Annotated in this window: 20 protein-coding genes; 8 read left to right on the top strand and 12 right to left on the bottom strand. The window is 35.7% G+C overall.

Features of this window, described 5'->3' with window-relative positions; genetic code table 11:
* Positions 1-39: 39 nt before the first annotated feature.
* From MPR_RS01330 to MPR_RS01310, 5 genes are all read right to left on the bottom strand, one after another.
* Complete coding sequence (locus MPR_RS01330) at positions 40-1,029, bottom strand: aspartate-semialdehyde dehydrogenase (protein ID WP_041888523.1); 990 nt, start codon at positions 1,027-1,029, stop codon at positions 40-42.
* A gap of 62 nt (positions 1,030-1,091) precedes the next feature.
* Positions 1,092-2,795, bottom strand: a complete 1,704-nt coding sequence (recJ, locus tag MPR_RS01325) for a single-stranded-DNA-specific exonuclease RecJ (protein ID WP_041888521.1) — start codon at positions 2,793-2,795, stop codon at positions 1,092-1,094.
* A gap of 3 nt (positions 2,796-2,798) precedes the next feature.
* Entirely contained in the window at positions 2,799-3,221 is a 423-nt protein-coding gene (locus MPR_RS01320) for an OsmC family protein (protein ID WP_006257649.1), read from the bottom strand.
* A gap of 780 nt (positions 3,222-4,001) precedes the next feature.
* Positions 4,002-4,676 carry a 16S rRNA (cytidine(1402)-2'-O)-methyltransferase gene (gene rsmI / locus MPR_RS01315; protein ID WP_041888519.1) on the bottom strand — a complete coding sequence of 225 codons (675 nt, stop codon included), beginning with the start codon at positions 4,674-4,676 and terminating at the stop codon, positions 4,002-4,004.
* 2 nt (positions 4,677-4,678) lie between these two features.
* Positions 4,679-6,079, bottom strand: coding sequence for a DUF8457 domain-containing protein (locus MPR_RS01310; protein ID WP_041888518.1), 1,401 nt, complete (start codon positions 6,077-6,079; stop codon positions 4,679-4,681).
* A gap of 102 nt (positions 6,080-6,181) precedes the next feature.
* On the opposite strand from MPR_RS01310, the gene MPR_RS01305 reads away from it, so the two are divergent.
* Together MPR_RS01305 and MPR_RS01300 are read left to right on the top strand one after the other, a co-directional pair.
* On the top strand, positions 6,182-6,814 hold the full coding sequence (locus tag MPR_RS01305) for a thymidine kinase (protein WP_006266156.1): 633 nt from the start codon (positions 6,182-6,184) through the stop codon (positions 6,812-6,814).
* Positions 6,815-6,836: 22 nt separating this feature from the next.
* Entirely contained in the window at positions 6,837-8,063 is a 1,227-nt protein-coding gene (locus MPR_RS01300; protein WP_041888516.1) for an MFS transporter, read from the top strand.
* A gap of 3 nt (positions 8,064-8,066) precedes the next feature.
* Here MPR_RS01300 and MPR_RS01295 read toward each other — a convergent pair whose 3' ends face one another.
* Positions 8,067-8,546, bottom strand: a complete 480-nt coding sequence (locus MPR_RS01295; RefSeq protein WP_041888514.1) for a GNAT family N-acetyltransferase — start codon at positions 8,544-8,546, stop codon at positions 8,067-8,069.
* Positions 8,547-8,627: 81 nt separating this feature from the next.
* Between MPR_RS01295 and MPR_RS01290 the strand changes: the two genes are divergently transcribed.
* The gene (locus MPR_RS01290; RefSeq protein WP_006262607.1) at positions 8,628-8,990 is read left to right on the top strand and encodes a hypothetical protein; all 363 of its coding nucleotides are present in this window, start codon (positions 8,628-8,630) and stop codon (positions 8,988-8,990) included.
* 273 nt (positions 8,991-9,263) lie between these two features.
* On the opposite strand, the gene MPR_RS01285 is transcribed toward MPR_RS01290, so the two are convergent.
* The 4 genes from MPR_RS01285 to MPR_RS01270 all read right to left on the bottom strand — a co-directional run bounded on the left by MPR_RS01285 (position 9,264) and on the right by MPR_RS01270 (position 16,733).
* Positions 9,264-10,511: a T9SS type B sorting domain-containing protein gene (locus tag MPR_RS01285; RefSeq protein ID WP_052472616.1), complete on the bottom strand. Its 1,248-nt coding sequence runs from the start codon at positions 10,509-10,511 to the stop codon at positions 9,264-9,266.
* 17 nt (positions 10,512-10,528) lie between these two features.
* Complete coding sequence (locus MPR_RS01280; RefSeq protein ID WP_082027813.1) at positions 10,529-11,146, bottom strand: phage tail-like protein; 618 nt, start codon at positions 11,144-11,146, stop codon at positions 10,529-10,531.
* A 107-nt stretch (positions 11,147-11,253) separates the two neighbouring features.
* Positions 11,254-12,951 (bottom strand): phage tail-like protein, encoded by a 1,698-nt coding sequence (locus MPR_RS01275; RefSeq protein ID WP_041888510.1) that lies wholly within the window; start codon positions 12,949-12,951, stop codon positions 11,254-11,256.
* A gap of 35 nt (positions 12,952-12,986) precedes the next feature.
* Positions 12,987-16,733, bottom strand: coding sequence for an L-type lectin family protein (locus tag MPR_RS01270; protein WP_235280493.1), 3,747 nt, complete (start codon positions 16,731-16,733; stop codon positions 12,987-12,989).
* A 727-nt stretch (positions 16,734-17,460) separates the two neighbouring features.
* Here MPR_RS01270 and MPR_RS01265 point away from each other — a divergent pair.
* From MPR_RS01265 to MPR_RS01245, 5 genes are all read left to right on the top strand, one after another.
* Positions 17,461-18,231, top strand: coding sequence for an enoyl-CoA hydratase/isomerase family protein (locus tag MPR_RS01265; RefSeq protein ID WP_041888508.1), 771 nt, complete (start codon positions 17,461-17,463; stop codon positions 18,229-18,231).
* A gap of 206 nt (positions 18,232-18,437) precedes the next feature.
* A complete protein-coding gene (locus MPR_RS01260) occupies positions 18,438-19,247 on the top strand; it encodes a hypothetical protein (protein WP_041888506.1) in 810 nt (269 codons plus the stop codon).
* Between the two features lie 6 nt (positions 19,248-19,253).
* Positions 19,254-20,237, top strand: coding sequence for a hypothetical protein (locus MPR_RS01255; protein ID WP_041888504.1), 984 nt, complete (start codon positions 19,254-19,256; stop codon positions 20,235-20,237).
* A gap of 93 nt (positions 20,238-20,330) precedes the next feature.
* Complete coding sequence (locus tag MPR_RS01250; protein WP_041888503.1) at positions 20,331-20,783, top strand: 6-pyruvoyl trahydropterin synthase family protein; 453 nt, start codon at positions 20,331-20,333, stop codon at positions 20,781-20,783.
* Between the two features lie 3 nt (positions 20,784-20,786).
* Entirely contained in the window at positions 20,787-21,569 is a 783-nt protein-coding gene (locus tag MPR_RS01245; RefSeq protein WP_041888502.1) for a UDP-2,3-diacylglucosamine diphosphatase, read from the top strand.
* Positions 21,570-21,617: 48 nt separating this feature from the next.
* Here the strand turns inward: MPR_RS01245 and MPR_RS01240 are convergent, their stop codons facing one another.
* Complete coding sequence (locus MPR_RS01240) at positions 21,618-22,940, bottom strand: HTTM domain-containing protein (RefSeq protein ID WP_041888500.1); 1,323 nt, start codon at positions 22,938-22,940, stop codon at positions 21,618-21,620.
* Entirely contained in the window at positions 22,909-23,868 is a 960-nt protein-coding gene (locus tag MPR_RS01235) for a bifunctional riboflavin kinase/FAD synthetase (protein ID WP_006266147.1), read from the bottom strand. Before MPR_RS01235 ends, MPR_RS01240 begins: the two co-directional genes overlap by 32 nt.
* Positions 23,869-23,898: the final 30 nt, after the last annotated feature.

Raw genomic sequence — 23,898 nt, 5'->3', positions numbered from 1 at the left:
TAATACACTTGATGCTTTAGATATCTTTAGCTGAGTGAATTATACTAACTTATTTGCTACTAAGTACTCTGCTATTTGTACGGTATTCGTAGCTGCTCCTTTTCTAAGGTTATCTGCTACGATCCACATATTCATTGTATTTTTCTGACTCTCATCTCTTCTGATACGCCCTACGAACACATCGTCTTTTCCTTCTGCGTATAACGGCATTGGATAAGTATTTGTATCTGTATTATCTTGTACTGTGATACCAGGAGTCTCATGTAGAATTTGTCTAATATCTCCTAAGTCAAAATCTTTTTCAAACTCAATATTCACAGTCTCACTATGCCCACCCACTACAGGGATACGCACAGCTGTAGCTGTTACTAATACAGTGTCATCTCTAAGAATCTTCTTCGTTTCTTTTACTAGTTTCATTTCCTCTTTAGTGTACCCGTTATCTTCGAACACATCACAGTGAGGAATAGCGTTACGGTGTATAGGATAGTTATAAGCCATATCCCCTTTCACATCCTTGTACTCATTCTCTAGCTGTTTTACAGCTTTCACACCTGTACCAGTAATAGACTGATACGTTGATACTACCACTCTCTTAATCCCATATTTCTTGTGTAAAGGAGATAATGCCATCACTAACTGAATAGTAGAACAGTTAGGGTTAGCAATAATTTTATCTTCTTTCGTTAAAGAATCAGCATTAATCTCAGGTACGATTAATTTCTTCGTTGGATCCATTCTCCATGCCGACGAATTATCTATAACTGTAGTACCTACCTCAGCGAACTTTGGAGCACACTCTAGAGAGATACTTCCTCCTGCAGAAAATAAAGCAATATCCGGCTTCATCATAACAGCCTCTTCCATGGACTTTATGGTATACTTCTTACCCTTAAATTCCACTTCCTTACCTACAGACTTCTCAGAAGCCACAGGAATTAATTCTGTTACAGGAAAATTTCTCTCCGCTAATACTTTTAGCATGATTTCACCTACCATACCGGTAGCGCCTACTACTGCGATTTTCATTTTTTATAAAATTAGGATTGATAATTAGTTTTAATCAAGGATAAAAATAACACTTTATTCAATTACCAAGACAACTGTAGGTCTTTTATTTGCAATTGAATAGTAGTTTTATTTCTCCAGTTGTTCTCCTCGATAGAGTAAATGATGTCTACGTGCTGCTTATCCTTCACATTCTCATACTGAGCACCTAGGTTAAAACCTATTGCACTAAACTTATATCCAGGATTTCTTCTCTGCTTAAAGCTTACTTTTAGATGTTCTCCTCTTGCTCCTGCTAATTTTGCATATCCTGTATCGAAGACCTCTTTTGTCAAGAAACAAGGACTAGGATTACCAGGGCCAAAAGGTTCAAACTGCTTTAAAATACGCAGAAATTTATCTGTAATCTCTGAGAACTGAATCTTAGCATCTATTTCGATCTCAGGTATAAGGTCAGTCTCCTCAATCGTACTTGCTACTACTTCTTCAAACTTTTGTCTAAAAGCCTCTAGATTCTCTTTCTTTATTGTCAATCCAGCAGCATACATATGCCCCCCGAACTGAATAAGATGCTCAGAACACTTCTCTAGAGCCTGATAGATATCAAAGTTCTTAACAGAGCGCGCTGATGCAGCTAGATAGTCTCCACTATCTGTAAACACGATAGTCGGTCTATAATACGTATCTATAAGACGTGAAGCCACAATACCGATCACCCCCTTATGCCAAGATGGGCTGTATACCACAGTGCTCTTTGAGTTAATTAATTTCTGATCGATGATCTGTTTAAGCGCTTCTTCCGTGATCCCTTGATCTAGAGATTTTCGTTCTTCATTGATGTTTACAATTTTCTCTACGGTCTTATTTGCTCCTTCTTCAGTAGCTTCTGTCAATAGCTCTACAGTAAAGTTACCGTGTTCTATTCTTCCAGCCGCATTGATTTTAGGTGCTAACTTAAACACAATGTCTGTCATTGTATATGTAGCGAGGTCATATAACTTCATCAGTGCTTTTATACCAGGACGTGGGCTTTCATTAATTACCTTAAGTCCGTAGTATGCCAATACTCTATTCTCTCCAGTAATCGGCACTACATCCGCTGCGATAGCAGTAGCTACTAGATCTAGGTAATGTTCTATAGAAGAGAATGGCAACCCTTGTGTTATATTTAATGCTTCTATAAGCTTAAACCCTACCCCACATCCACATAATTCTTTATAAGGATATAGACAGTCTACTCGCTTAGGGTCTAATACAGCTACTGCATCAGGAATAATATCACCAGGTAAGTGATGATCACAGATAATGAAATCAACACCTTTACTACTAGCATACTGTATGTGCTCTATAGACTTGATCCCACAGTCTAGAGCTATGATTAGATGTACACCCTGCTGTATAGCATAGTCTATCCCCTGGTAAGATATCCCATATCCCTCATTATATCGATCAGGAATATAAGTACCTACCTGAGCACCTAAACTCTTTAAATAAGAATACATTAAGGCAACAGAAGTAGTTCCATCCACATCGTAATCACCGAAAACCAAGATTGATTCTCGATTCTTTATCGCCGTTAGAATGCGATGGACAGCCTCTGTCATATCTGCCATCAGAAAGGGATCGTGCAAATCTTCTAAAGAAGGTCTAAAGAACTTCTTAGCAGCCTCGAAGGTATCTATCCCTCGCTGTGCTAATAATCTCCCTACTATAGGATCTACACCTAAAACTTCTTGTAAATGAGCAACTATTTTTTCATCTGGATCTTGTTTTAAATACCAGCGCATTAATTACTCTTTATGATAATGAATACTAGTTTTAACTTCAGCAAATTCTTTAAACATATCCATTACACCACAATACTTCTCGATAGATAAATCAACTGCTTTTTTTAGCTTCGCCTCATCTAGATTAGCACCATAGAAGTGATACTCTACTATCACAGTATGATAAGTAGCTGGATCTGCATCTGTAAGTAATCCTTCTGTCTCTATTTTAAAATCAGCAACATCTAATCTCATTTTCTTAATCAGTGATGCTACATCTAATCCTGAACATCCTGCTAAAGCAGACAACATTAATGCTTTAGGTCTTAGACCTTTATTATCTCCTCCATTTTCTGGGCCTGCATCTATTCTAATCGTTCCTCCACTTGGATTAGTTGATTCGAATTGCATGTTTTCTATCCAACTTGTAGTTACTTTATGTGACATAATGTTCTGTTTTTATCAAATGTATCAAAAAAAAATCAATGTTCACTAGTTAAAGAAGACGCAAAAAGAGAATCTAATGCTCAACCCTCCTCTCACGATCTTATATAGCCTAACAATTAATCCTTGTAACAAAATTATTCGCTAAACAGATAAACTCTATACTGCACTTCGCTACATACAAGACAATATGTACATAACAATATAAAGTATACCGCTATAAAAAGTCCTTTATATGCATATTCATTTTTTTAGTCTAAAACACTTTCTTTGACTAAATTTCCTCTTTTATGACCTCAAAAGAAGCTTTTTTGTTTAATACAATACCTTTTATGCGCTACTTTTTATCAAAATCCCTACTAAAAAGCTTTATTCAGGCTAAAAACTATAAAAAACCCGTCACTTTTTCACACCTCATAACGTGAATAAAATTCAATACCATATTAATAATCAATAAATTATAATAAAACCCAATTATAAAAAAATCTAGCGTCTATTACTCCTCAAGTCACTGAATACAAGCATTATTAGCATTCTCTTCAACACTTCTTCAACATTTCCCCAAGATTGCTCTAGTTAGAAGGCTCTTTCTTGAAGAACTGTTGAAGTAATCTTGTAGCGGTATTGAAGAGGTTGCCTTTTCCTATCATAAACTAGACTATTAGACTACGTTCACCACAAAACACATCACTCGATTTTAAACAAAAAAATTGCCCATAACAATCTGCTATGGGCAATTCTCTATACTGTAATAATCTATCTGCTAAGACAGGTAGCTATTTCTTATTTACTTTTTCCAGCTACGATCACTACGATCTCACCTTTAGGAGGCTTCGCTTCGAAATGAGCTAACACTTCTACCACTGTACCTCTTACGGTCTCTTCATGTAGTTTAGACAATTCTCTAGAGACAGATACTTGTCTATCTTCTCCGAAGTATTCTTTAAACTCTCCTAATGTCTTTACTAACTTATGAGGAGATACATAAAGGATCATCGTTCTAGTCTCTTCTGCTAGAATTAGATATCTCGTCTGTCTTCCTTTCTTATCAGGTAAGAACCCTTCAAAAACAAACTTATCATTTGGCAAACCACTATTCACTAATGCAGGAACGAATGCTGTTGCTCCTGGTAGACACTCTACTTCTACACCATGCTCTACACACGCACGTGTCAATAAAAATCCTGGATCTGAGATAGCAGGTGTACCTGCATCTGATATCAGTGCGAAGGTCTCTCCTGCTTGCATTCTCTTTACTAATCCTTCTACAGTCTTATGCTCATTATGCATATGATGACTAAACATCGGTGTAGAGATTTCAAAATGCTTTAATAGTTTTCCACTATTACGTGTGTCTTCTGCTAAGATATAATCTACTTCTTGCAATACTTTTATTGCACGATACGTCATATCTTCTAAATTTCCAATTGGTGTAGGTACCAAGTAAAGTTTCCCCATAATTATATAAAACGTTTTTCTACTAACGTCATAAAGCGTTCTTCGTATTCTTCTTTTCCTTCCCAGTTATTGTATTCTGGTTTTACTAAATGATCTATTAAGCTATTTGCCTCATCAAAAGAGCTCACTGTATTTAACTGTGATAATACTCTATTAAAATCTTCTGCACTTCCGTTAAACAAATGTCTCTCGAAAGCAATACGGTCATTCAAGCCTACTACGATAGTAGAGCTATAAATATCATTAATAGATTTAGGTTTATTGATCTTTGGTTCGCGTACAGAAGTGTGCTCAACATTAAATAATGTGTTCTGTGGCACAGCAGGCTCTACGGTATTTTGGATTTTCTCTTCTACAGGAGCGATAGGTTCTGGCTGTGTAAAGCTAGCTTCTACAACAGGTTCTTTAGGTACAAACTCTGTCTCAAACTTCTGTACCTCTTGCTTATCAACATCCTCTACTCTTACGAATTCTACATCACTGAAGTCGAATCCAAAGAAAGGATCATCCGTATTTGGTTTATTCTCTGTTACTGTTTTTACTTCTTCTTCTACTTTATAGGTAGAAGTAATCATAGTTTCCTCTATTGTTTCTTCTATTTTAGCAGGAGCGAACTGTTCGTTTATATTTACTAATGCCTCCTCAATGCTCTCCTCTTTAACAGCTTCTACAATAGATGGTATTGGTGTTTCTATCACTTCTTCCTTTACCACAACTTCTTCTTCATAGAAAGTAGTTACTTCGATATCATCATTTTCGTCTTCTTCCTCTTCCTTTACTTCTTGCTCTACTACAGGTATTTCAGCTGTGATATGCGCTACTACCTCTTCTTCTACCACAGGATTTTCTACTTCGATATTAGCGATTACCTCACGTTCATCTAGCTGTTTTAGCATAGCCTCATGTTGATCTAAATAATGGTGAAGTTGAGCATCATCCGCTTCATTTGCACTATCATCTATATACACATCTGTAATAAATGGTTCGTCATAGACTACTGTTTTCTGAATAATAGAAGGTTCTTCTACCACCTCAGGTGCTATTTTATTCACTTTATCCGCAAGAAGGCTATCATCTATAGTATTAATTGCCTCTTTTTCAGTTTCTGCAACGATAGGGTATTCTTCTTCCACTAGATCTATAGGCATCTGGTGACGTACTACCTCATCCACAGTATTTGAATTCGAATCATTAATAGCCATTGCTTTTAGCGCATCGTCCAATTGCTCAGGAGAAACTTCTTTCATTAACCCTGCTTCAAAATGATCTTGATAGAATTTTAAGATGGTAAGCTTCTCATATAATTCTTTAGCTTCTCTATATAAACTATCTACTTCCTTGTCTTTCAATTGTAATACACGATGAGCCAGACTTAACAACTCTCCTTCTAAGACTTTCTTCATAACTTTTATTTTGCATTAGTAAATTGACGAGCTTTTTTTGATAAATTTGCTCCATACAAAAATAACAGAAAAAACCGCTGGTTTCAGCTTGAAATTTACAAAATGTTTCTCGAAAATCCCGTTAATAACAAAGAACAATTTGGTTGGATCGAAGTTATCTGTGGTTCTATGTTCTCTGGTAAGACTGAAGAACTGATTCGCAGACTGAAAAGAGCCAAATTTGCCAAACAAAAAGTCGAAATTTTTAAACCTGCTATCGATACTAGATATCATGATGAGTTCGTCGTATCTCATGATTCTAATGAGATTAGGTCTACGCCTGTACCTTCTGCAGCACATATCAGATTATTAGCTGATGGATGTGATGTGGTAGGAATAGATGAAGCCCAATTCTTCGATGAAGAGATCGTAAGGGTATGTAATGACCTTGCTAACTCAGGTATCAGAGTGATCGTAGCTGGACTAGATATGGACTTTAAAGGAAATCCCTTTGGACCAATGCCTTACTTAATGGCTACGGCAGAGTATGTGACTAAAGTACATGCTATCTGTACTAGATCAGGAAATCTTGCTAATTATAGCTTCAGAAAGGCTGCTAGTGAGGATATCGTCATGTTAGGAGAAACACAAGAATACGAGCCGCTGAGTAGAGCAGCTTATTTCAATGCACTGCGAGGTGTAGATATATCAAAATCAGAAAAACAAAATACAATACCGCCAGAACAAATAGAATAATTCTTAAACGACCACTACACCTATGAAAAAAATAGCTCAAATCTATATCGACTCTTACAAAGGTTTATCATCAGCATCATGGATGCTAGCAATTGTAATGTTAATCAATAGATCGGGGTCCATGGTATTGCCATTCTTAGGTGTATATATGACAAAAGAACTTCACTTTAGTCAAGAACAGACAGGGTATGTATTAGCCTGTTTTGGGGTTGGTTCTATTATAGGGACTACTGTAGGTGGATGGGTAACCGATAAGATAGGTAACTATAAAGTACAGTATCTAAGCTTACTAGGTAGTATACCTGTATTTATCATGTTACCACACTTCACATCTGTAGTCAGTCTAGCACTGATGATGTTATTACAGAGTGCTGTCAGCGAAATGTTTAGACCAGCGAACTCTGTAGCCATCACCATGTATGCTAAACCAGAGAATATCACACGTGCCTTCTCTCTAAACAGAATGGCAGTGAACTTAGGATTCTCTATTGGCCCTGCTATGGGAGGTATTCTAGCTGCAATCTCGTATGCGCTATTATTCTACGTGAATGCTACTGCGGCATTTCTAGCAGCTGTCGTATTCATCTACTTCTTTAGAAATAGAAAGACAAACAAAGAATTATTATTAGAACAAGAAGATATCACTGAGTTAAATGAGGTAGAGGATGTCTCTAATAAATCTCCGTATAAGGATAAGATGTTCTTAATATACAGTGTATTCTGTACGTTATACTCTATCGCCTTCTTACAACTATTAAGTACACTACCTATATTCTATGAAAAAGCTGTAGGGCTGGATGAAGTAGAGATAGGACTTATCTTAGGATACAGTGGACTATTAATCTTCTTGACAGAGATGTTATTAGTGCATGTCGCAGAGAAGTTCTTTACGATCAGACAGACTATCTTCTACGGGGTTATGATTAGTGCATTAGGATACGGTATGCTTGCCTTTGACTATAGTTATATAGCTATTTATATCTCTATGACGATCTTATGTGTATCTGAGATGTTAGCGATGCCATTTACCTCAACTGTGACAGCTATGCGTGCTGGTAGCAAGAATAAAGGTGCTTATATGGGAGTGAATGGGCTAACCTTCGCTATCGGATTTATTATCTCACCTATCCTAGGGACAAAGGTAGCTTCTACTCTAGGGTATGATGTCTTATGGCTAGGTACAGCTGCATTAGTAATCGTAGCTGCTCTAGGACTAAACTATTCTGTCAAAAAAATGGCTGAGAAATAAACGTTATAGTTTCTTCTCCATCTTCAAGAAAGTGTACAGTCCGCCGTTGGTATAATTCTCAAATTTACCTACGCTAGAATATCCAAGGTTTTGATAGAAGTCAACTCCTAAGGTATTAAACTTCGCTACGGCTACAGTTATTTTCTGTATAGCCTTGCGTTCGTGTAGAGCTTCTTCAGCATACTGTATGATCTCACTACCATATCCTTTATGCAGATAGATAGGGTTAATTCCTAATACTATTTCGGCTGTGTTATTATCTACTAAATCATAATAGAAATAGGCTATAATATCCTTCTCTCGCTGTGTGCGTACGCTGAAGGTATTCTGCCCTCTCATATTCTTATCTAAAAAGTTATGTAAGTCCTCTAAGTCTGAAGTCATATTATAAAAGCTCAATACTCCTTCATACTTCCAATTATAAGCTATTTCTACCGCCTCTTCTTGAGTTAAGACTTTAAAAAATAAAACTTTCTCTTTCATTATTCAAAATATGTTAAAAAACCTTTCTTATTTAACAACTGTTCTATAAAGTAATCTAGAAACAAATATATTTGTGACTAGATGAATACTTACAACAGACATATCGCCTGGCTACTCATTATTATTTTTGCCTTGTTTGGGGCAGAGAAAATTAACTTCTCTGTGGAACAGACATGTGACAAAAAATTAATGTACTGTCCTACTGCTAATATGTATGTGTATACTGTTTATAAAAACACCTCACATTCGTCTAATCCCAATACGAAGGATACTGATACACATAAGGTAACTACGATAGCCTGTGAGACTTTCTTTATCAATCAAATAGAGCTAGCAATCTATGCGAAACAAAAAGTCACGTATAACTACAGTCCTTTCTACTATAAACATGTCATCCATTCAACACCATATATACCCTTAGTAGATCCCCCTCCTATAGTATAGTGTTCTTTATTCTTATATCTAGCCTACTACTCTATCATATACTATACAAAGATAGGGCGGTATAAATAGATTAAAAAGATACTTTTTCTTAACAATTTAGTATAATATTCAAATATTTAACATATAGTATCCTTTCTGATATTATTTGTTTTATTACATTTTTACCCTCTTATTGATACTACAATAAAAAAAAGAGCCAAAACACACTGTCTTAGCTCTCTTTAACTACGGTAAGGTATATAAAAATCTCAACAAAAAGTTCTCTTCATTGAGCTAGTTTGTTTCTAAATGTAGGTATCCCGTTTTCTTAATCATACTAGATCCTCTATCATCTGTATGCTCATAAGAGACAATATAGAAATAGGTACCTGTCGGTAATAATTCATTCTTCTTTATCGTCACTCTACCATCTGAGTATCCTCTAAATGTATTACCACTACTGTTATAATTAGCAGTCTCGTATACCTTGACACCCCATCTATTAAATATTTCGACACGATTATTTGGGTATCGTTGAATATTGTCTATTCTGAAGAAGTCATTGTCGCCATCACCATTCGCGCTAACGAAGTTATAGATCACTACATCTCCCTTCAACATCTTATCTTTTCTCACTGTCCCTAGTGTAAAGAAACCGTACTTTTCTAATGACGTAGGTGTAGTCACAGTCTTATTCTCTAAGTCTACTATACCCCCTTCATCTACCCATAACTGTTCTACAGCATCCCATCTCAAAATATGTAGATTATCAGCTGCATGCTCATAAATCTCTTTAGGCGTGGTACGCTCATCCCAAGTCAAGGTAAGCACGATGTCACTAGTAGTAGTCTGTGCATGCTCTATCAGCCAATACTCTCTGGTGTTTAACTTATCAACTATCCCAGCACTCGCATTTCTGACTTTAAAAAACTGCTTATCATCTAAGCTATATTTACCTACGAAGATATCTTTCTGATGTTTAGGAGCAGATATTATTGCTTGTCTATAAAATCCTTTATCTCCTTTAGGATAGATAAACTCTTCATTTCCTTCTTTCTCTACTTCTCCTTCGATATGGGAAATATCACTAACCTGAAGAACCTTAGATTTATTTAAGAAAGTAAAAGCTCCCTGAAGAGAATCTACCTTAGCGATACCCTGAGAGAACTCTACTGCTCCTGCAATACTCACAGCAGTCTTTATATCAAAGGCTCTATTCCTTACAGGATTATTTAGAATCAAGGTATTAAAATGAGCTCCTGTCTGTCCTTCTATGGTTTGTTTCGCAGTTCCGATAAGAAAAGTCTTTCCTTGAGGAGTTTTTCCTTTATAGTCAAATATTTTACCGTTATTCACAAGGTCACGATGTAAGTAAAGTTCACCGTTATTTCTAAAATCTCCTTCTCCTTGGTTCTCTAGCGTATAATACACAGAGACCATAGAACCTGGTTTAATATAAAACATACCCTTATTCACTGCCTGACTATAAATTATAGTCGGTAGCATCACCATACACAGTAGTAATCTCAAATATATCTTCATTCCTTCTATCGCTAGTATTAGTCTTTCACTACGAATATGATATTCATAATCGTACAGTCTGTTGCTGCTGCCTTTACATCATAAGTCATCACACCTTCTTTAGATATTGACTTTATCGTAAAGACATCTGTATCATAACTCGTCACATAATAGTATAAGTCTGTCGGCTTCTCAAAATAAGGAATACCTGTAGTAGGAGCTCCTTCGCTGACAAAGTGATTACTATTCTGTAAAGAGAATTGCTTCTTATATTCTTCAAATAAGTTCATCGTTTGTCCTGCTCTGTCTTCTGAAGTATCAAATACAATAGAAGGCATATAGAAGAACTTCACCGCCTTATAATCTTTCGTCACCATCTGCTGCCATTTCTTTCCATCATTATAATAGAACCCAACGACTACATCATTAACTCCCTTCGTATTATACACTGTCATACCTGCTACGTGAGCACTTAAAGGCTTCGCTAATACAGTGGATGTAAGCTCTACTCTGGGTAATAATAATCCCTTATCAGTAGACTCTACTTCTAGCATGGCATCCTTATTTATATCTGGTGATGTACCAATCTTAGTTTGTGCAAAACTTAGAGCGCTGAATAGCACAGCAAGCATTGCGAAATATAATTGCTTCATCATTTATCTTTAAGTAATTGAAAAAAAAGTGCGAGTCTCAATACAAGACTCGCACAGTGTGGTGTGAGTTGTTTGATTATTGTTTGTTTGCTTGTCTATATTGTATATAACTATTCTGTAAACTCTACGATTACATTATAGTTACCTTCTCCAATCATGATATACTGGTTACCAGATCCGATATTAAAGTTTAATGTACTACCACTAACTTTAATATCCGTAGTAGCTGTAGTCTTCAGCATCTCTCCTTGTAATACTTGGATACTTACTACTGACCCTACTGTAGCACCTGAAGGAATAGCCACTCCTGATGTTCTAGCTGAGTTAGCTTTAGCGATATTAGTAGTCCCTATGAACTTATAAACCTTCTTATTATTAATCGTATTCCCAGTGAAGATTACTTTACTATTAGCAACATCGATATGATCTCCTAAGATATTCTTGATCTTATCCACATTATTAGTAATATAATTCGTGATAAAGTCAAAACTGATTTCTTTCTTCGCTCCGTTATCTTCTATCGTATAGAATACTTCTTCTTTATCGTCTGTTATCTTTCCGTAGTACACATTCCCCCCTTTATTAATAAACTTAGAGATTAGGTCCCCTACTTTATAAGTAACATCACCTTCTTTTACCTCTTGGTTTAGAATATCACTAAAGTTATTTACGATATCACCTACTACATTTACTTCTGTACCTCCTGTAACATCACCTGTAATATCTGCTGCGGTCTTACCTTCATTACTAGCTATGAATGCCTTTACAGCTTCTTCATTGAAATATTTATATCCTACAGTCTTCCCATTTTTCACTACTGGTACTACTACTGTAGTCGTCTCTGTATCTGCTACTAAATCTTTAAGATTAATAGTCTCATACTTGCCATTGTTATAGAATTGGAACTCCCAATTAGTATTTGTACCATCCCCAGTATTCTTATAGATTACGTTACCATCTACCTTCGTAGAGATATTCTTGATTAACTCTTCTATAGTATAATGCTCGCTAGTACTTCCTTCTTTTAATACAGTCGTTTTACTATTAAAGAAGTTCGATACATTAGAAGCGATTTCTCCTACTACATCTATTGTAACTACTCCGTCTGCATCATTAGGTACATCGTTCTCAGTCTTTCCTTCATTTCCTTTCTGAGCTAACCAATTCTGAATAGTCGTCTCTGAGAAGAAAAGGAATTTCTTTGTCTTATCAGTATCAGATACTGCTACTTCACGGAAGAATGTCTTAGTCTCTTCTTTTAATACTAGATCTTCGAAGTCTACATTCGCTGTCTCATACTTATTATCAACTGTGTTATAAACCACATATTTAAACTCATTCTTCACTGGATCAAACACAATAGTAGAATGCCCTTCTTTAGCAGCATCTTTATTGTCAGGATTAGTCGGTACGATATAGTTAATAACATTCTGGATGTTCTTAACGTCTCCTTCTAATTTTGTTACGTTATTATCTAATCCATTGATAACCGTAGTTAGCTCCGATTTGCTCACTATTCTATTCCACTGTCCTCCATCTTCTGTCGTCCAGTAATAGAATCCTTTTAATATATCTTTAGAAGTATCTTCATTAAGGTTATAAATCAATAAACTCTCTACTTGGGTTCCATCTATTGGTGCAAAAACCTTTAAGTCTGATAAACTTACACGTGGAATCAATACCCCTCTGTGGCTAGAAAGAATTTCAAGTTCAGCTGATGTTTCAGGATCTGGTGTACCAATACCTACCTGTGCTGATGCTGTATAAAACGTTCCTAAGAAAGCGGCTAAAATGATAATTTTCTTCATGATTATAAATTCTATTTAATATCTGTATTGTTTTGTTATTTTGTCTTTTTACTTGGTAACATCGGGTTAGAGAATATTCCTTCTCTAAATCCTCTAAGAAAGGTCAGGTCATAGATCACAGATGTACTACACCCTGTCAAATTAGTTATGGTCAATCTCACTTTACCTTTTTTATTATGCCAGTTTTCTCCATTGACTTTGGCATCTTTAGGAAAGGTTATCGTCATCGCCCCTGTTCCAGGCTTGATGATAAATACTCCTCCCTGCTGTTTAACAATAGGCTTATCGTTCTGATCAAATATTACCTTGTTATCCTTATCTCTTTCTAATATTGTTACTCTAACCTCTACTTCTGGATTATCTACAGTAGCGAAAGGAAATGCCTTCCACTCATTCTCTGTATCTAATAAATATTCCCAATCATATCGCTGTATCTCTCCTGTCACTACAGGGCTAAGCTGTAATGGCTGTCCCCCTTTAATGTTTACTTGATCTACAACTACAGTCTGTTTCCCTTTGTGATCCTTAGCGATTACACGTCCTACAGAAGGCAGACTATTTATTTTAATCTTAATCGGCGTTCTAGAACCTATCGTACAGCCATTTCTAACAGCCTGTACATATACAGTAAACTCATCCCCTACCTTATAATGCTTAGACAAGTCTATCGTAAACATATCTTCTAAAGCTGGTAGTCTAGTCATTCCTTTCTCTGAAGTGTACACTTCATAAGTCGTACAATGACTATTCTGTGGCTGTATTCTCAACGGTTCTCCTTCACATAGCTGAAGAACCTGTTCTAGTTCATAACCGTACTGATCTGTCTCTATCTCCATACCTACTTCTACCCTAGGAACTAGATCAACGTTATAGATATGAGTGAAATCTCCTAATACTCCTACAACTGAACCATATGATATCTTCACTCTATCAAAAGGTTCTGTAGAAGGCGCTACTATAATTCTGTATCTGTCTCTACCTCCTATACCTAATAATCTTAAGCGAAGTGCTCCATTAGATTCTGTAAGTGGTTCGCCTACTTTCTTATCTCCTAAATAGCGTTGAATCTTAAACCCTTTGACTAATTCTAAACTCAATACTCCAGGGTTCTTATTCTCTGCTGTAATATGCAACTCGTCTCCTGGTAGGGCAGTCTGCTTAAACACTACGGTTAGACTTGCCATATTCGCTACTGCTACCCCTCTTGCTATTACTGCATAACTGTTAGGATCATCATCCACAGCATTCCAAGGATGACTAACAGAAGCTGTGGCACTCGCTACTCCTAGTCCTACATCTTCTACTCCATGGAGTACGTCTAAGACATTGGGATTAATATTAGGTAATACCGCTGCACAACTAGGGTTATCTACAGTCTTAGTCACATAAGCTCCATAAACTTTAGCGTTCTGAGCCACACCTACTGTAGATCCTAAGACAACCTGTACTCCTCTATATTTCTGTGGTCCTTTCTTATTCGATGGTACGAATGTATATTCTAACACATTATCTGCTGCTAAGAGATCTACTAGTCCTCCATCTACTCCTTGTAACGTTCCTATTTTCTTTCCATTTGCATCAAGACCTACTACTGTAATACCACCCAATGCAACTAAGCCACTATACTCTTTACCTAGCTTCACTGTCACAGGTGTTCCTGCAGCTTGATCTTCTTTGAAGTAAATATTCTGCCATGTAGTACCTAACCCTAATAATCCTAACCCTACCGTGATAGTAGAATATGTGTCTGGTCGTCCATCAATAGCGTTACTTTTATTAGATACTCCTCCTGTCAGCGCAGAATACCATGCTGTATAGTCCGTTGCCCAATAGCGTTCATAAGTAGGTGGACAGTCTTGGTTATTAAATACATTAACTTGAATATTCTTAATATCCGAACACCCATTAGCATTCTCAGCTACTACAGTATAGTTATATACTCCTGCTTGATTAAACACTTTAGGACTTGTTCTATCTATAATCTCTTCTCCATTTACTCCATACCAAGTGATTATATCTCTAGCATTATCAGTTATCATAACTGGCAGTACAAAAGAATCTCCTACATTCAGTGTATAGCTTAAAGCATCATTGGTATTCTTCAGTCTTAACTTAGGAATAGGATTAACATTAATCTTCACCTTAGCAGACTCTTCTGAACTCACACCATTGATAACATATACTACACTATAAGATCCTGGCTCTGTAACCCTAATACTCTCTATAGGCAATAACTCTTCAACTATTCTATCTTCTAAGTCATCTCCTACTTCGCGTACCTTAAATAAATTACCGTCTTTAAACCAACGATAAGACTCTACATTCCCCACTGCTGTCAATGGTTTTTTAGCAGTCAAGATTGTCTCATCTCCTTCACATACTACACTTACATCTGATGAGATAGAAGGCTGAGGATGTGGCTTACCTACAATGCTAGTATGCGCTATAGAACGAATCTTCGTAGGATCTACATACGGCAGTTTTAGATTACTTACATCCAAATAGGCTTCATTAGATAACACTCCTAATCCTGGGTAGCCAATCACTGTTCCGTTAATGACTACTTTAGAAGAAGAGTGAGCATCTAAACTCACTTTCCAATTCTCAATACTCTTAGCACTATATATACTAGGAACATTAGAGGGAGGGGTCAAGGTGTTATTATTATTACCTCTATTATCAAAGAAGATCTCGTCTACTCTAAAGAATTCTTTTATCGTTGATAAATAATCGTTTAGTTTGAAGTCTTTATACAAATCAGATGAGTGGTTAGACATCTCTAATGTGTAGCTTAACTTATCTCCTTTTTTTGCTTCTAATAAGTTGACAGATTTGTTAATCATTAATCCTTCTGGAGTTGTGACATTTAAATCTTTAATCTCGTGAATATTGACAGCCATCCCTGTTGAAGCCGCAAAACCAATCTTCAATGTTTCGTAAGGCAACTCATCATATTTATAGTCTAGTACTTCAACGAATCGACCACTATACACAGGTTGTATACGTACTTTGATATGAAACTTCTTTTTAAGAGCGTAAGTCCCATCAGGTTTCTTCTTACTTCTATCTTCTTCTAAGATAGGTTTCATCTCGATCTGTACTCTTCTATAAAAGTTATAGTCATTTGGCCTAGAATGTGTAAATCCATAATCAATAGTTCTACCTCCCGGTTCTTTTATATGTGTCAGATATCTAGCAGTCTTATTTAGGTCATTTATAACCTTTCCTCTTAAGACAACACTCTGAGCAAAAGAACCTCTAGTATTGGGTCTTCCAACAGCTCCACTAGTAAAGTTACCATACTCATCAAGTCCTACAGCGATATAACCTCCTGTTACTCCATATGTATTATTACCTGGTCCATATCCTAATGAGCCTCCATAACTACCTAATCTAAACCTCCCTTTAGGGATACTTCCATCGTATAGAAAAACAGAGATACCATCTGCTCCACCACTTATCTTTCCATCTTTCTTGCGCCATGCTTTATATTCAAAGTCAATCAATACACCTCTATCAGAAGGAAAACTCTCTTCTATAATAGCATACCCTTTCTGATTCATTCCATCAGAAGTAAGTCTTAGCCATCCGTTGCCATAATCATCTAGTCCTTGTGAGGCTGTTAGTATAGCATTATCCCCTAATACTACTTTGCTATTTACTGATCTATGAGTAAAACTTTCTTGTATAGTAAACTGTGCATATAAAGGAGATAATTGTCCTAATAAAACACATAGTACAAACGCTAAAACATATCTATATTCTTTTATCAAAACATTCATAACAAACACATTTACAACACTATAAAAAAACAACCTCTAGCTTATTTTAGACAAAGATCCCTCTGCTCATATCATGTGAGATATCAGACATTTAGAAAATAGAAGTCCACACCAAATACAAGGTGTTTAAAATCCCATTAAACTTTTTAGTGATCTACAACTAAGAAACAGTTGCTCTTTTTATGATACTTTTACTCTTTTTCCTTTATTACTCTTTTTATTTGAGAACATACACTCAAAATCATTATTCAATTCGAAGATCTAAGACATCTAAACAAGTAATGATTAACTCTTCATTATAACTAAAAACAAATATTAGGCCATGTTTGTTTTTTTACTAAAAAAAATCACCTATTGTGATATACTAATTCACCAACAACTCGCTAACTAACTGTATTAATGCTTATTACATATTATAAAAAAACGAATTATTTTTGTGCAAATTTACTCAAAACACTTCGCTATCCTAACATTTATTACAACACAAAGTCAAAAGTAATTCGTTAAAATCAAGTGAAAAATTACTATTTTTTGATAAAATGTGAGTTTATACCTAAATAATAAGAAAGTGAACAAGGTATCATTATCCATAAGCGCTTTTTAATGCTAAATCAAAACACATAATCTTCACATAATGTGACTGTTAAAGTTATAACAAAAAAAGGAAAGTGATAAAAACAGGGCACTTTAAGCTTTATTTACTATTTTTAAAATAAAATTATAAACCATGAACCAAGACCAAAACACACCCTTTATAACAGAAACTATCCAAGATAAAGTAGCAACGATATCATTCTATAGTCCAGGAAGTAACTCATTTCCTAGTTCACAATTAGAACAGCTAACCAACATCATCAATAAACTAAGTAATCACCCTCATATTAATACAATAATTCTAAAAAGCGAAGGAACAGGAGCATTCTGTGCTGGAGCTTCTTTTGACGAATTACTTTCTATTAAAGACACTACTACAGGTCAAGCCTTTTTCTCTGGCTTTGCTAATGTCATTAATGCGATGCGCAAAAGTCCGAAGATATTTATCGGTCGTATCCATGGCAAAACTGTAGGAGGAGGAGTAGGACTAGCTGCTGCATGTGATTATTGTTTTGCAACAACGAACGCTTCTATTAAGCTATCAGAACTAGCTATAGGTATTGGTCCTTTCGTAATCGAACCTGCTGTATCTCGTAAAATAGGTAAAACAGCATTCACAGAAATGTCTCTTGCAGCACACGAATGGAAAACAGCTACTTGGGCACAGAATCACGGATTGTATAGTGAGGTATATGATACTGTAGACAGACTTGACTTAGAAGTAGAGACCTTTGCTACTAAGATAAGTTCATATAACCCAGAAGCACTATACGAAATGAAGAAAATATTCTGGGAAGGAACAGATCATTGGACAGAATTATTACATCAACGCGCAGAAATATCAGGTAGACTAGTATTATCTGAATTTACAATAAATGCACTTAACCAATTTAAAGCAAAATAATATATACCCCTTCTAGGCATGCTTGCTCAGAAGGGGTATTTTATTACATAAATATTACAACTATTATTAAAAAAAAGAAAACAACAAAGGCATATTTAGTCAAATGCAACAGTATAAAAAATATTTACACAGAACAACTATCTATTTAATATTAATATTAACTTAAATTAACTCATTGTGGTATATTTGCTAAAAAATATAAAACTATGAAATCACTAAAGTACTTATTACCAATACTTTTAATCACCATTAAAGCACTTGCATCAGAGCCACTAAAGATATCAGATTATAGAGATAGTGGTAGATACAGCACCTCACATTATGAAGGAGGCTTTCTAAGTCATTTAAATATTTCGGCAGGAGTTTCTACATTAGGATTCACACTAGAGGCTTCTACTCCTATTAATTCAAGTTTAAAACTAAGAGCTGGATTAGATTACTTTGAATTCAATTCAAAGAAGTATGATGTAGATTTTGATGATCAAGAAGGATTCTTATCTGAAGCCTTTGGTTATACGCCTACTTATGAGATGCATGGTAGCCTTAAAGCTATTCATGGACACGCACTAGTAGATTATTATCCTTTCAAAAAAGGAATATTTCATCTTACAGCGGGTTTCTATTTAGGAAGTACTAAACTAAAAGCGAATGGTCTATTAACAGATGGTAATGGTAACCCAGCTGAACTTAAACCAGGTTATGAATGGCCTACAATAGACTTCGATGGTAACGAACTAGCAGTTATAGATGGTAAACTAGATGCAGAACTAACATTAGGTCAAGTGATCAAACCATACGTAGGTATCGGATTAGGAAGAGCAGTGTCTAAGAGACGTATAGGTGTTAAGTTTGAACTAGGAGTATTATATCAAGGAGACTATACATTAAAACAAAATGGTAGAACAGTTGCTTCTACAAGTGATCTAAATGCCTCTGTAGAGGATGCAGATAAAGTGACCAAATGGTTAAAACTATGGCCTATGGTAAACTTTCAACTTAATTACCGCATATTCTAAAACATTATGAAATTAAAGCATATAACAACAATCTTATTATCTTGCTTATTCATCTACTCTACAAACTCTTATGCACAAGAAGAACCTACTGAGAATACAGCAGTTAATCTTGTAGAAGAAGTAAGTCCAGAGAAAACAACAGAAGAACAGCAACCAAAAGAAGAAAAAAAGAAGAAAAAGAAGTCAGGCCCTCCTACCTTACCTCCCAACAATTCGACTGCTTACTTATTACATATAGGTGAAGACGAATTCGTGAGAGATAATATAGCGAAACACTACTCTGACCAACGCTTCTATGAATGGACATTAAGCGCAGGAGTATCTACGATGGGACTTACACTAGAAGCATTGACTCCTATCAACAGCTATCTAAAACTTAGAGGAGGTATAGACCTATTCTTCTATAATTCTAAGCATTATGAAGTTGGTATTGATGATCCTCAAGGGGATTTAGTTCGTCTTTTTGGTTATAAACCAAATCTTGCTATCAAAGGTAAAAATCACATGATACATGCTCACACCTTAGTTGACTTTTATCCTGTACCTGATGGTCTATTCTTCCTTTCAGGTGGTTTCTACTTTGGTCAAAATAAAACAGCCTTAGATGGATATCTAATCGATCATCATGGAGATAGAGCTACACCTACAACAGTAGATGGAGTTCCTCTTCCATGGCCAGAATACTTGGACTTTCAAGGGAACCAAATCAAGTTAAATGAAGGGAATATGAAAGCTGATGTTACACTTGGTAGTATTATCAAACCTTATCTAGGAATAGGAATAGGAAGAGTGGTAACGAATAAAAAGCTAGGCTTCTCATTTGAGCTTGGGATGATGTACCAAGGGGACTATGAACTAAAACAGGATGGAAGCAAGGTACTTTTCAATCTCGAAGACAGTTTTGAATACAACGAAAAAGGAGAGAAATGGTTAAATCGTATTAAATGGTGGCCTAAAGTATCCTTCCAAGTTAGATATCGATTGTTCTAAACGAGGTCATCTCTTTAAGGATAAAGAGAAAAGGCTACGCTAAATATAGGAGGTCAACTATATTTTTGTGTACCTTTGCCAAAATTTTTAGTTATGCCTAAGATTAGAATTACAAAACAATTCACATTTGAAACAGGACATGCCTTATACGGTTATGATGGTAAATGTCGTAACGTACACGGTCATAGTTATAAGCTAGCTGTTACAGTTATTGGTACTCCGATAGAGGATACTAGTAATGTGAAGTATGGTATGGTTATAGATTTTGGAGACTTAAAAAAAATAGTGAAAGGAGATATCGTAGATGTATTCGATCACGCTACTGTTTTCAATAAAAATACCCCTCATATAGAATTAGCAAAAGAACTAGAAGAGCGTGGACACCACGTTATTCTTGTCGATTATCAACCAACTAGCGAGAACATGGTTATTGACTTCGCTCAGAAGATAAAAAGCAAATTACCTGATGGGATAGAACTATACTCATTAAGATTACAAGAGACAGAATCATCATACGCTGAATGGCATCAATCAGATAATTTATAGAACTTGAGTTTTACAATTAATACAGATAAGAGTATATACTTCGCTTCTGATCAGCACTTCGGAGCACCCACTCGAGAGAAAAGCCTTCCTAGAGAAGAGTTATTCTTACAGTGGTTACGCGAGAAAGAAGATGATATGGGCGCCTTATTCATACTAGGAGATTTATTTGACTTCTGGTTTGAGTACAAGACTGTTGTACCTAAAGGTTTTGTAAGAATACTTGGTAAGTTGGCTGAGATCAAAGATAGAGGCATTCCTGTTTTCTTCTTTGTAGGAAACCACGACTTATGGATGGATGATTACTTCCAGACAGAACTAGGAATACCAGTATATCACGAGCCTAAAGTATTTGACATTAACGGTAAGAAGTTCTTTATCGGACATGGAGATGGACTAGGACCTGGAGATATGGGCTATAAGAGAATGAAGAAAGTCTTTACCAATCCTTTCTCTAAATGGCTGTTCAGATGGTTGCATCCAGACATCGGAGTTAGACTTGGTTCTTACCTATCTGTTAAGAATAAACTGATATCAGGTGATGAAGACATTAAATTCTTAGGAGAAGACAATGAATGGTTAATCCTATATGCTAAACGCAAATTAGAAACCACTCATTACGACTACTTCGTTTTTGGGCACCGTCATTTACCAATGATTATTGACTTAAATGACCAGTCTAAATACATTAATCTAGGAGATTGGATTAACTACTTCACCTATGGCAAATACGATACTAGTCTACATCTAATAGAATATAAAAAGGAGCTTGCTGAAGCTAAACAATAACAAAAAACGCATACTAATCAGTATGCGTTTTTTGTTATCTCTTTTATTCTAAAAAGGCTTCTCTAATATCCACTCACAGTGCGTAAAGTAATTCCAACCTACAGCTCCTAAGTCTACTTTAGGATCTACGAATTGACTTAAATCACGTTGATTAATGGATACATAACTTTCAGCATATACTGCTACGTCCTCTCCTTTTGCTTCGTATTCTTTTTTGATATATTGTGCCATCTGCCAGATCATATCTGGAGAAGACAGGCGAGCCATCTGTTTATTAGTTAGCACATCTTCTATATCGTAATACTTTCTATCCCCTGTCTTTTTATTTTCTACGATATAATTCGTATAACCACTCCTTGATCTAAGCATCATACGCCAGCTAAGACGATGAGCTTCATCAGTCCATAACACATCTCCCTTGATAAAATAATGTCTTAGAGGAAGCACTAATTGTACAAACATAAATGCCAATAAGAAATACTTCACTTGAGGAGAGAAGTGTCTAGTTACAGCTTGTTCCTCTTTTAAAGTATCCTCATCTAAAGGAGTTTTCTTTTTAAAGAACCAACTTCTCACTTGCTCTGGTTCATAGAAGAACACAGCAAAACTCAATGCAAAATAAGGGAATATACCGATATGTAAGGTAATAGAATTAAACAAGTGAAATACCAATGAGGCTATCACTGCTAAAGTACGCGTGCGTTTATACAACAATAAGAACACAACTAATCCGTCAAATATAATCCCTAAATAAGCAATAGAGACATAGAACCAATCCTGTGTAAATACTTGCTTAAACACATCAGGGATATTAGCTCCTTGATACATCAACTTCGTAAATGTCCCATCTAACCAATCTGGATAGAACTTAGCCACAGTACCATAAATATAAAGCATAAATACCTGAAAGATAAACAACCATGAAATATAATAAGGCATAGAGTGTTCTTCTGTTACCCTATTACTTTTTACATCAAGAGAAGCATATCGATTAGCGGGTACGAAGCACATATACACACAAATCACTAATAGCATATAGTAGTGATTATTATAAGATGTCTTCTGTATAAAATAAGCGCCAGCCCATAATATCGTTAGCAGTGGCATAGTCCACTTATATCGATACCCAAGCATAACAGCAACTGACACACAGCCCATCACAAAAAAGTAGGCATACATCTGAGGTCCTACTAGCACCTGCAGAAAGTCCATATAGATATGGGAGAATGTAATCTTTACATCGACTAGATTATCTCTTACCCAACCTGTAGCAATCGCACCGAATGACTCACAAGCGAATAAGAAACCAAAGAATATACGAAAGATAATTAACGGAGAATTATCTATCTGACGGTACAGTTTTTCCTTCATAACGACTGAAGAACTCTCGAGTCACGCGTTCGTCATCTTTTAACTTCGCAATCAACTCATCAAGTCCACTAAATTTTAATTCATCTCTTATTCTGTCTAAGATACGAACTTTTAACTTTTGGTCGTATAAATCACCATCCCAATCTAAATAATTTACTTCTATTGTATAAGGGTGGTCTGCAAAGGTAGGGTTAATACCTACACTCATCATTCCCATCACTTTCGCTCCATTTAACTCAGATTCTACCACATAGACCCCGTTCTCAGGAATCAATTTATAATCTTCGTCCACAACAATATTCGCTGTAGGAAAACCTAGCTTACGGCCTAATTTCTTACCGTGTACTACTGTACCAGAGAAATAGTACTCATACCCTAAGAATTCATTCGCCAACATCATATTACCGTCTTCTTCTAGAGCAACACGTATCTTAGTAGAACTAATAGATACATGATCTATTTCTTGAGCAGAGATTTCTTCTACTTCAAAGCCATATTTCTCACCGAACGCTTTTAAATCATGAATATCAGCAGTTCTATTTTTGCCGAAGCGATGATCATAACCTATAATAATTTTAGAGATATTAAATTTATCTACTAACACCTGCTTCACGAACTCTTCTGCTGATAACTGAGCAAACTCTAAGTCAAACTTTTGAATGACTAGATTATCTAATCCTAATCCTTTTAAAAGCTCTTTCTTCTCTTCTATAGTATTCAATAATCGAATACTGTTATCCTGCTTTAAAACCATGCGAGGATGAGGAAAGAAGGTCAACACCAAACTCTCGCCACCATTAGCTTTAGCAGAATCAACAAGCTTTTTGATAATCATCTGATGTCCTACATGCACTCCATCAAAAGTACCTAATGTAGCAACTACTTTTTTATCGCAATTAAAATCAGCTATAGAAGAAAATGTTTTCAATTTTTAAAGTTTATATCAGTTACATTACTA

It is taken from the genome of Myroides profundi (assembly GCF_000833025.1).
Classification (GTDB): Bacteria; Bacteroidota; Bacteroidia; order Flavobacteriales; family Flavobacteriaceae; genus Flavobacterium; species Flavobacterium profundi_A.
The sequence above is the reverse complement of the archived record's forward strand: the minus strand, read 5'-3'. Positions and strand labels throughout refer to the sequence as shown.

Coding starts and splice junctions, on each gene's coding strand:
- MPR_RS01275 (WP_041888510.1), bottom strand. CDS start 12,951: ATGAAGAAAATTATCATTTTAGCCGCTTTCTTAGGAACGTTTTATACA.
- MPR_RS01250 (WP_041888503.1), top strand. CDS start 20,331: ATGCCTAAGATTAGAATTACAAAACAATTCACATTTGAAACAGGACAT.
- MPR_RS01280 (WP_082027813.1), bottom strand. CDS start 11,146: ATGATGAAGCAATTATATTTCGCAATGCTTGCTGTGCTATTCAGCGCT.
- MPR_RS01265 (WP_041888508.1), top strand. CDS start 17,461: ATGAACCAAGACCAAAACACACCCTTTATAACAGAAACTATCCAAGAT.
- MPR_RS01305 (WP_006266156.1), top strand. CDS start 6,182: ATGTTTCTCGAAAATCCCGTTAATAACAAAGAACAATTTGGTTGGATC.
- MPR_RS01255 (WP_041888504.1), top strand. CDS start 19,254: ATGAAATTAAAGCATATAACAACAATCTTATTATCTTGCTTATTCATC.
- recJ (WP_041888521.1), bottom strand. CDS start 2,795: ATGCGCTGGTATTTAAAACAAGATCCAGATGAAAAAATAGTTGCTCAT.
- MPR_RS01295 (WP_041888514.1), bottom strand. CDS start 8,546: ATGAAAGAGAAAGTTTTATTTTTTAAAGTCTTAACTCAAGAAGAGGCG.
- MPR_RS01240 (WP_041888500.1), bottom strand. CDS start 22,940: ATGAAGGAAAAACTGTACCGTCAGATAGATAATTCTCCGTTAATTATC.
- rsmI (WP_041888519.1), bottom strand. CDS start 4,676: ATGGGGAAACTTTACTTGGTACCTACACCAATTGGAAATTTAGAAGAT.
- MPR_RS01290 (WP_006262607.1), top strand. CDS start 8,628: ATGAATACTTACAACAGACATATCGCCTGGCTACTCATTATTATTTTT.
- MPR_RS01270 (WP_235280493.1), bottom strand. CDS start 16,733: ATGAATGTTTTGATAAAAGAATATAGATATGTTTTAGCGTTTGTACTA.
- MPR_RS01320 (WP_006257649.1), bottom strand. CDS start 3,221: ATGTCACATAAAGTAACTACAAGTTGGATAGAAAACATGCAATTCGAA.
- MPR_RS01300 (WP_041888516.1), top strand. CDS start 6,837: ATGAAAAAAATAGCTCAAATCTATATCGACTCTTACAAAGGTTTATCA.
- MPR_RS01260 (WP_041888506.1), top strand. CDS start 18,438: ATGAAATCACTAAAGTACTTATTACCAATACTTTTAATCACCATTAAA.
- MPR_RS01285 (WP_052472616.1), bottom strand. CDS start 10,511: ATGAAGATATATTTGAGATTACTACTGTGTATGGTGATGCTACCGACT.
- MPR_RS01330 (WP_041888523.1), bottom strand. CDS start 1,029: ATGAAAATCGCAGTAGTAGGCGCTACCGGTATGGTAGGTGAAATCATG.
- MPR_RS01310 (WP_041888518.1), bottom strand. CDS start 6,079: ATGAAGAAAGTCTTAGAAGGAGAGTTGTTAAGTCTGGCTCATCGTGTA.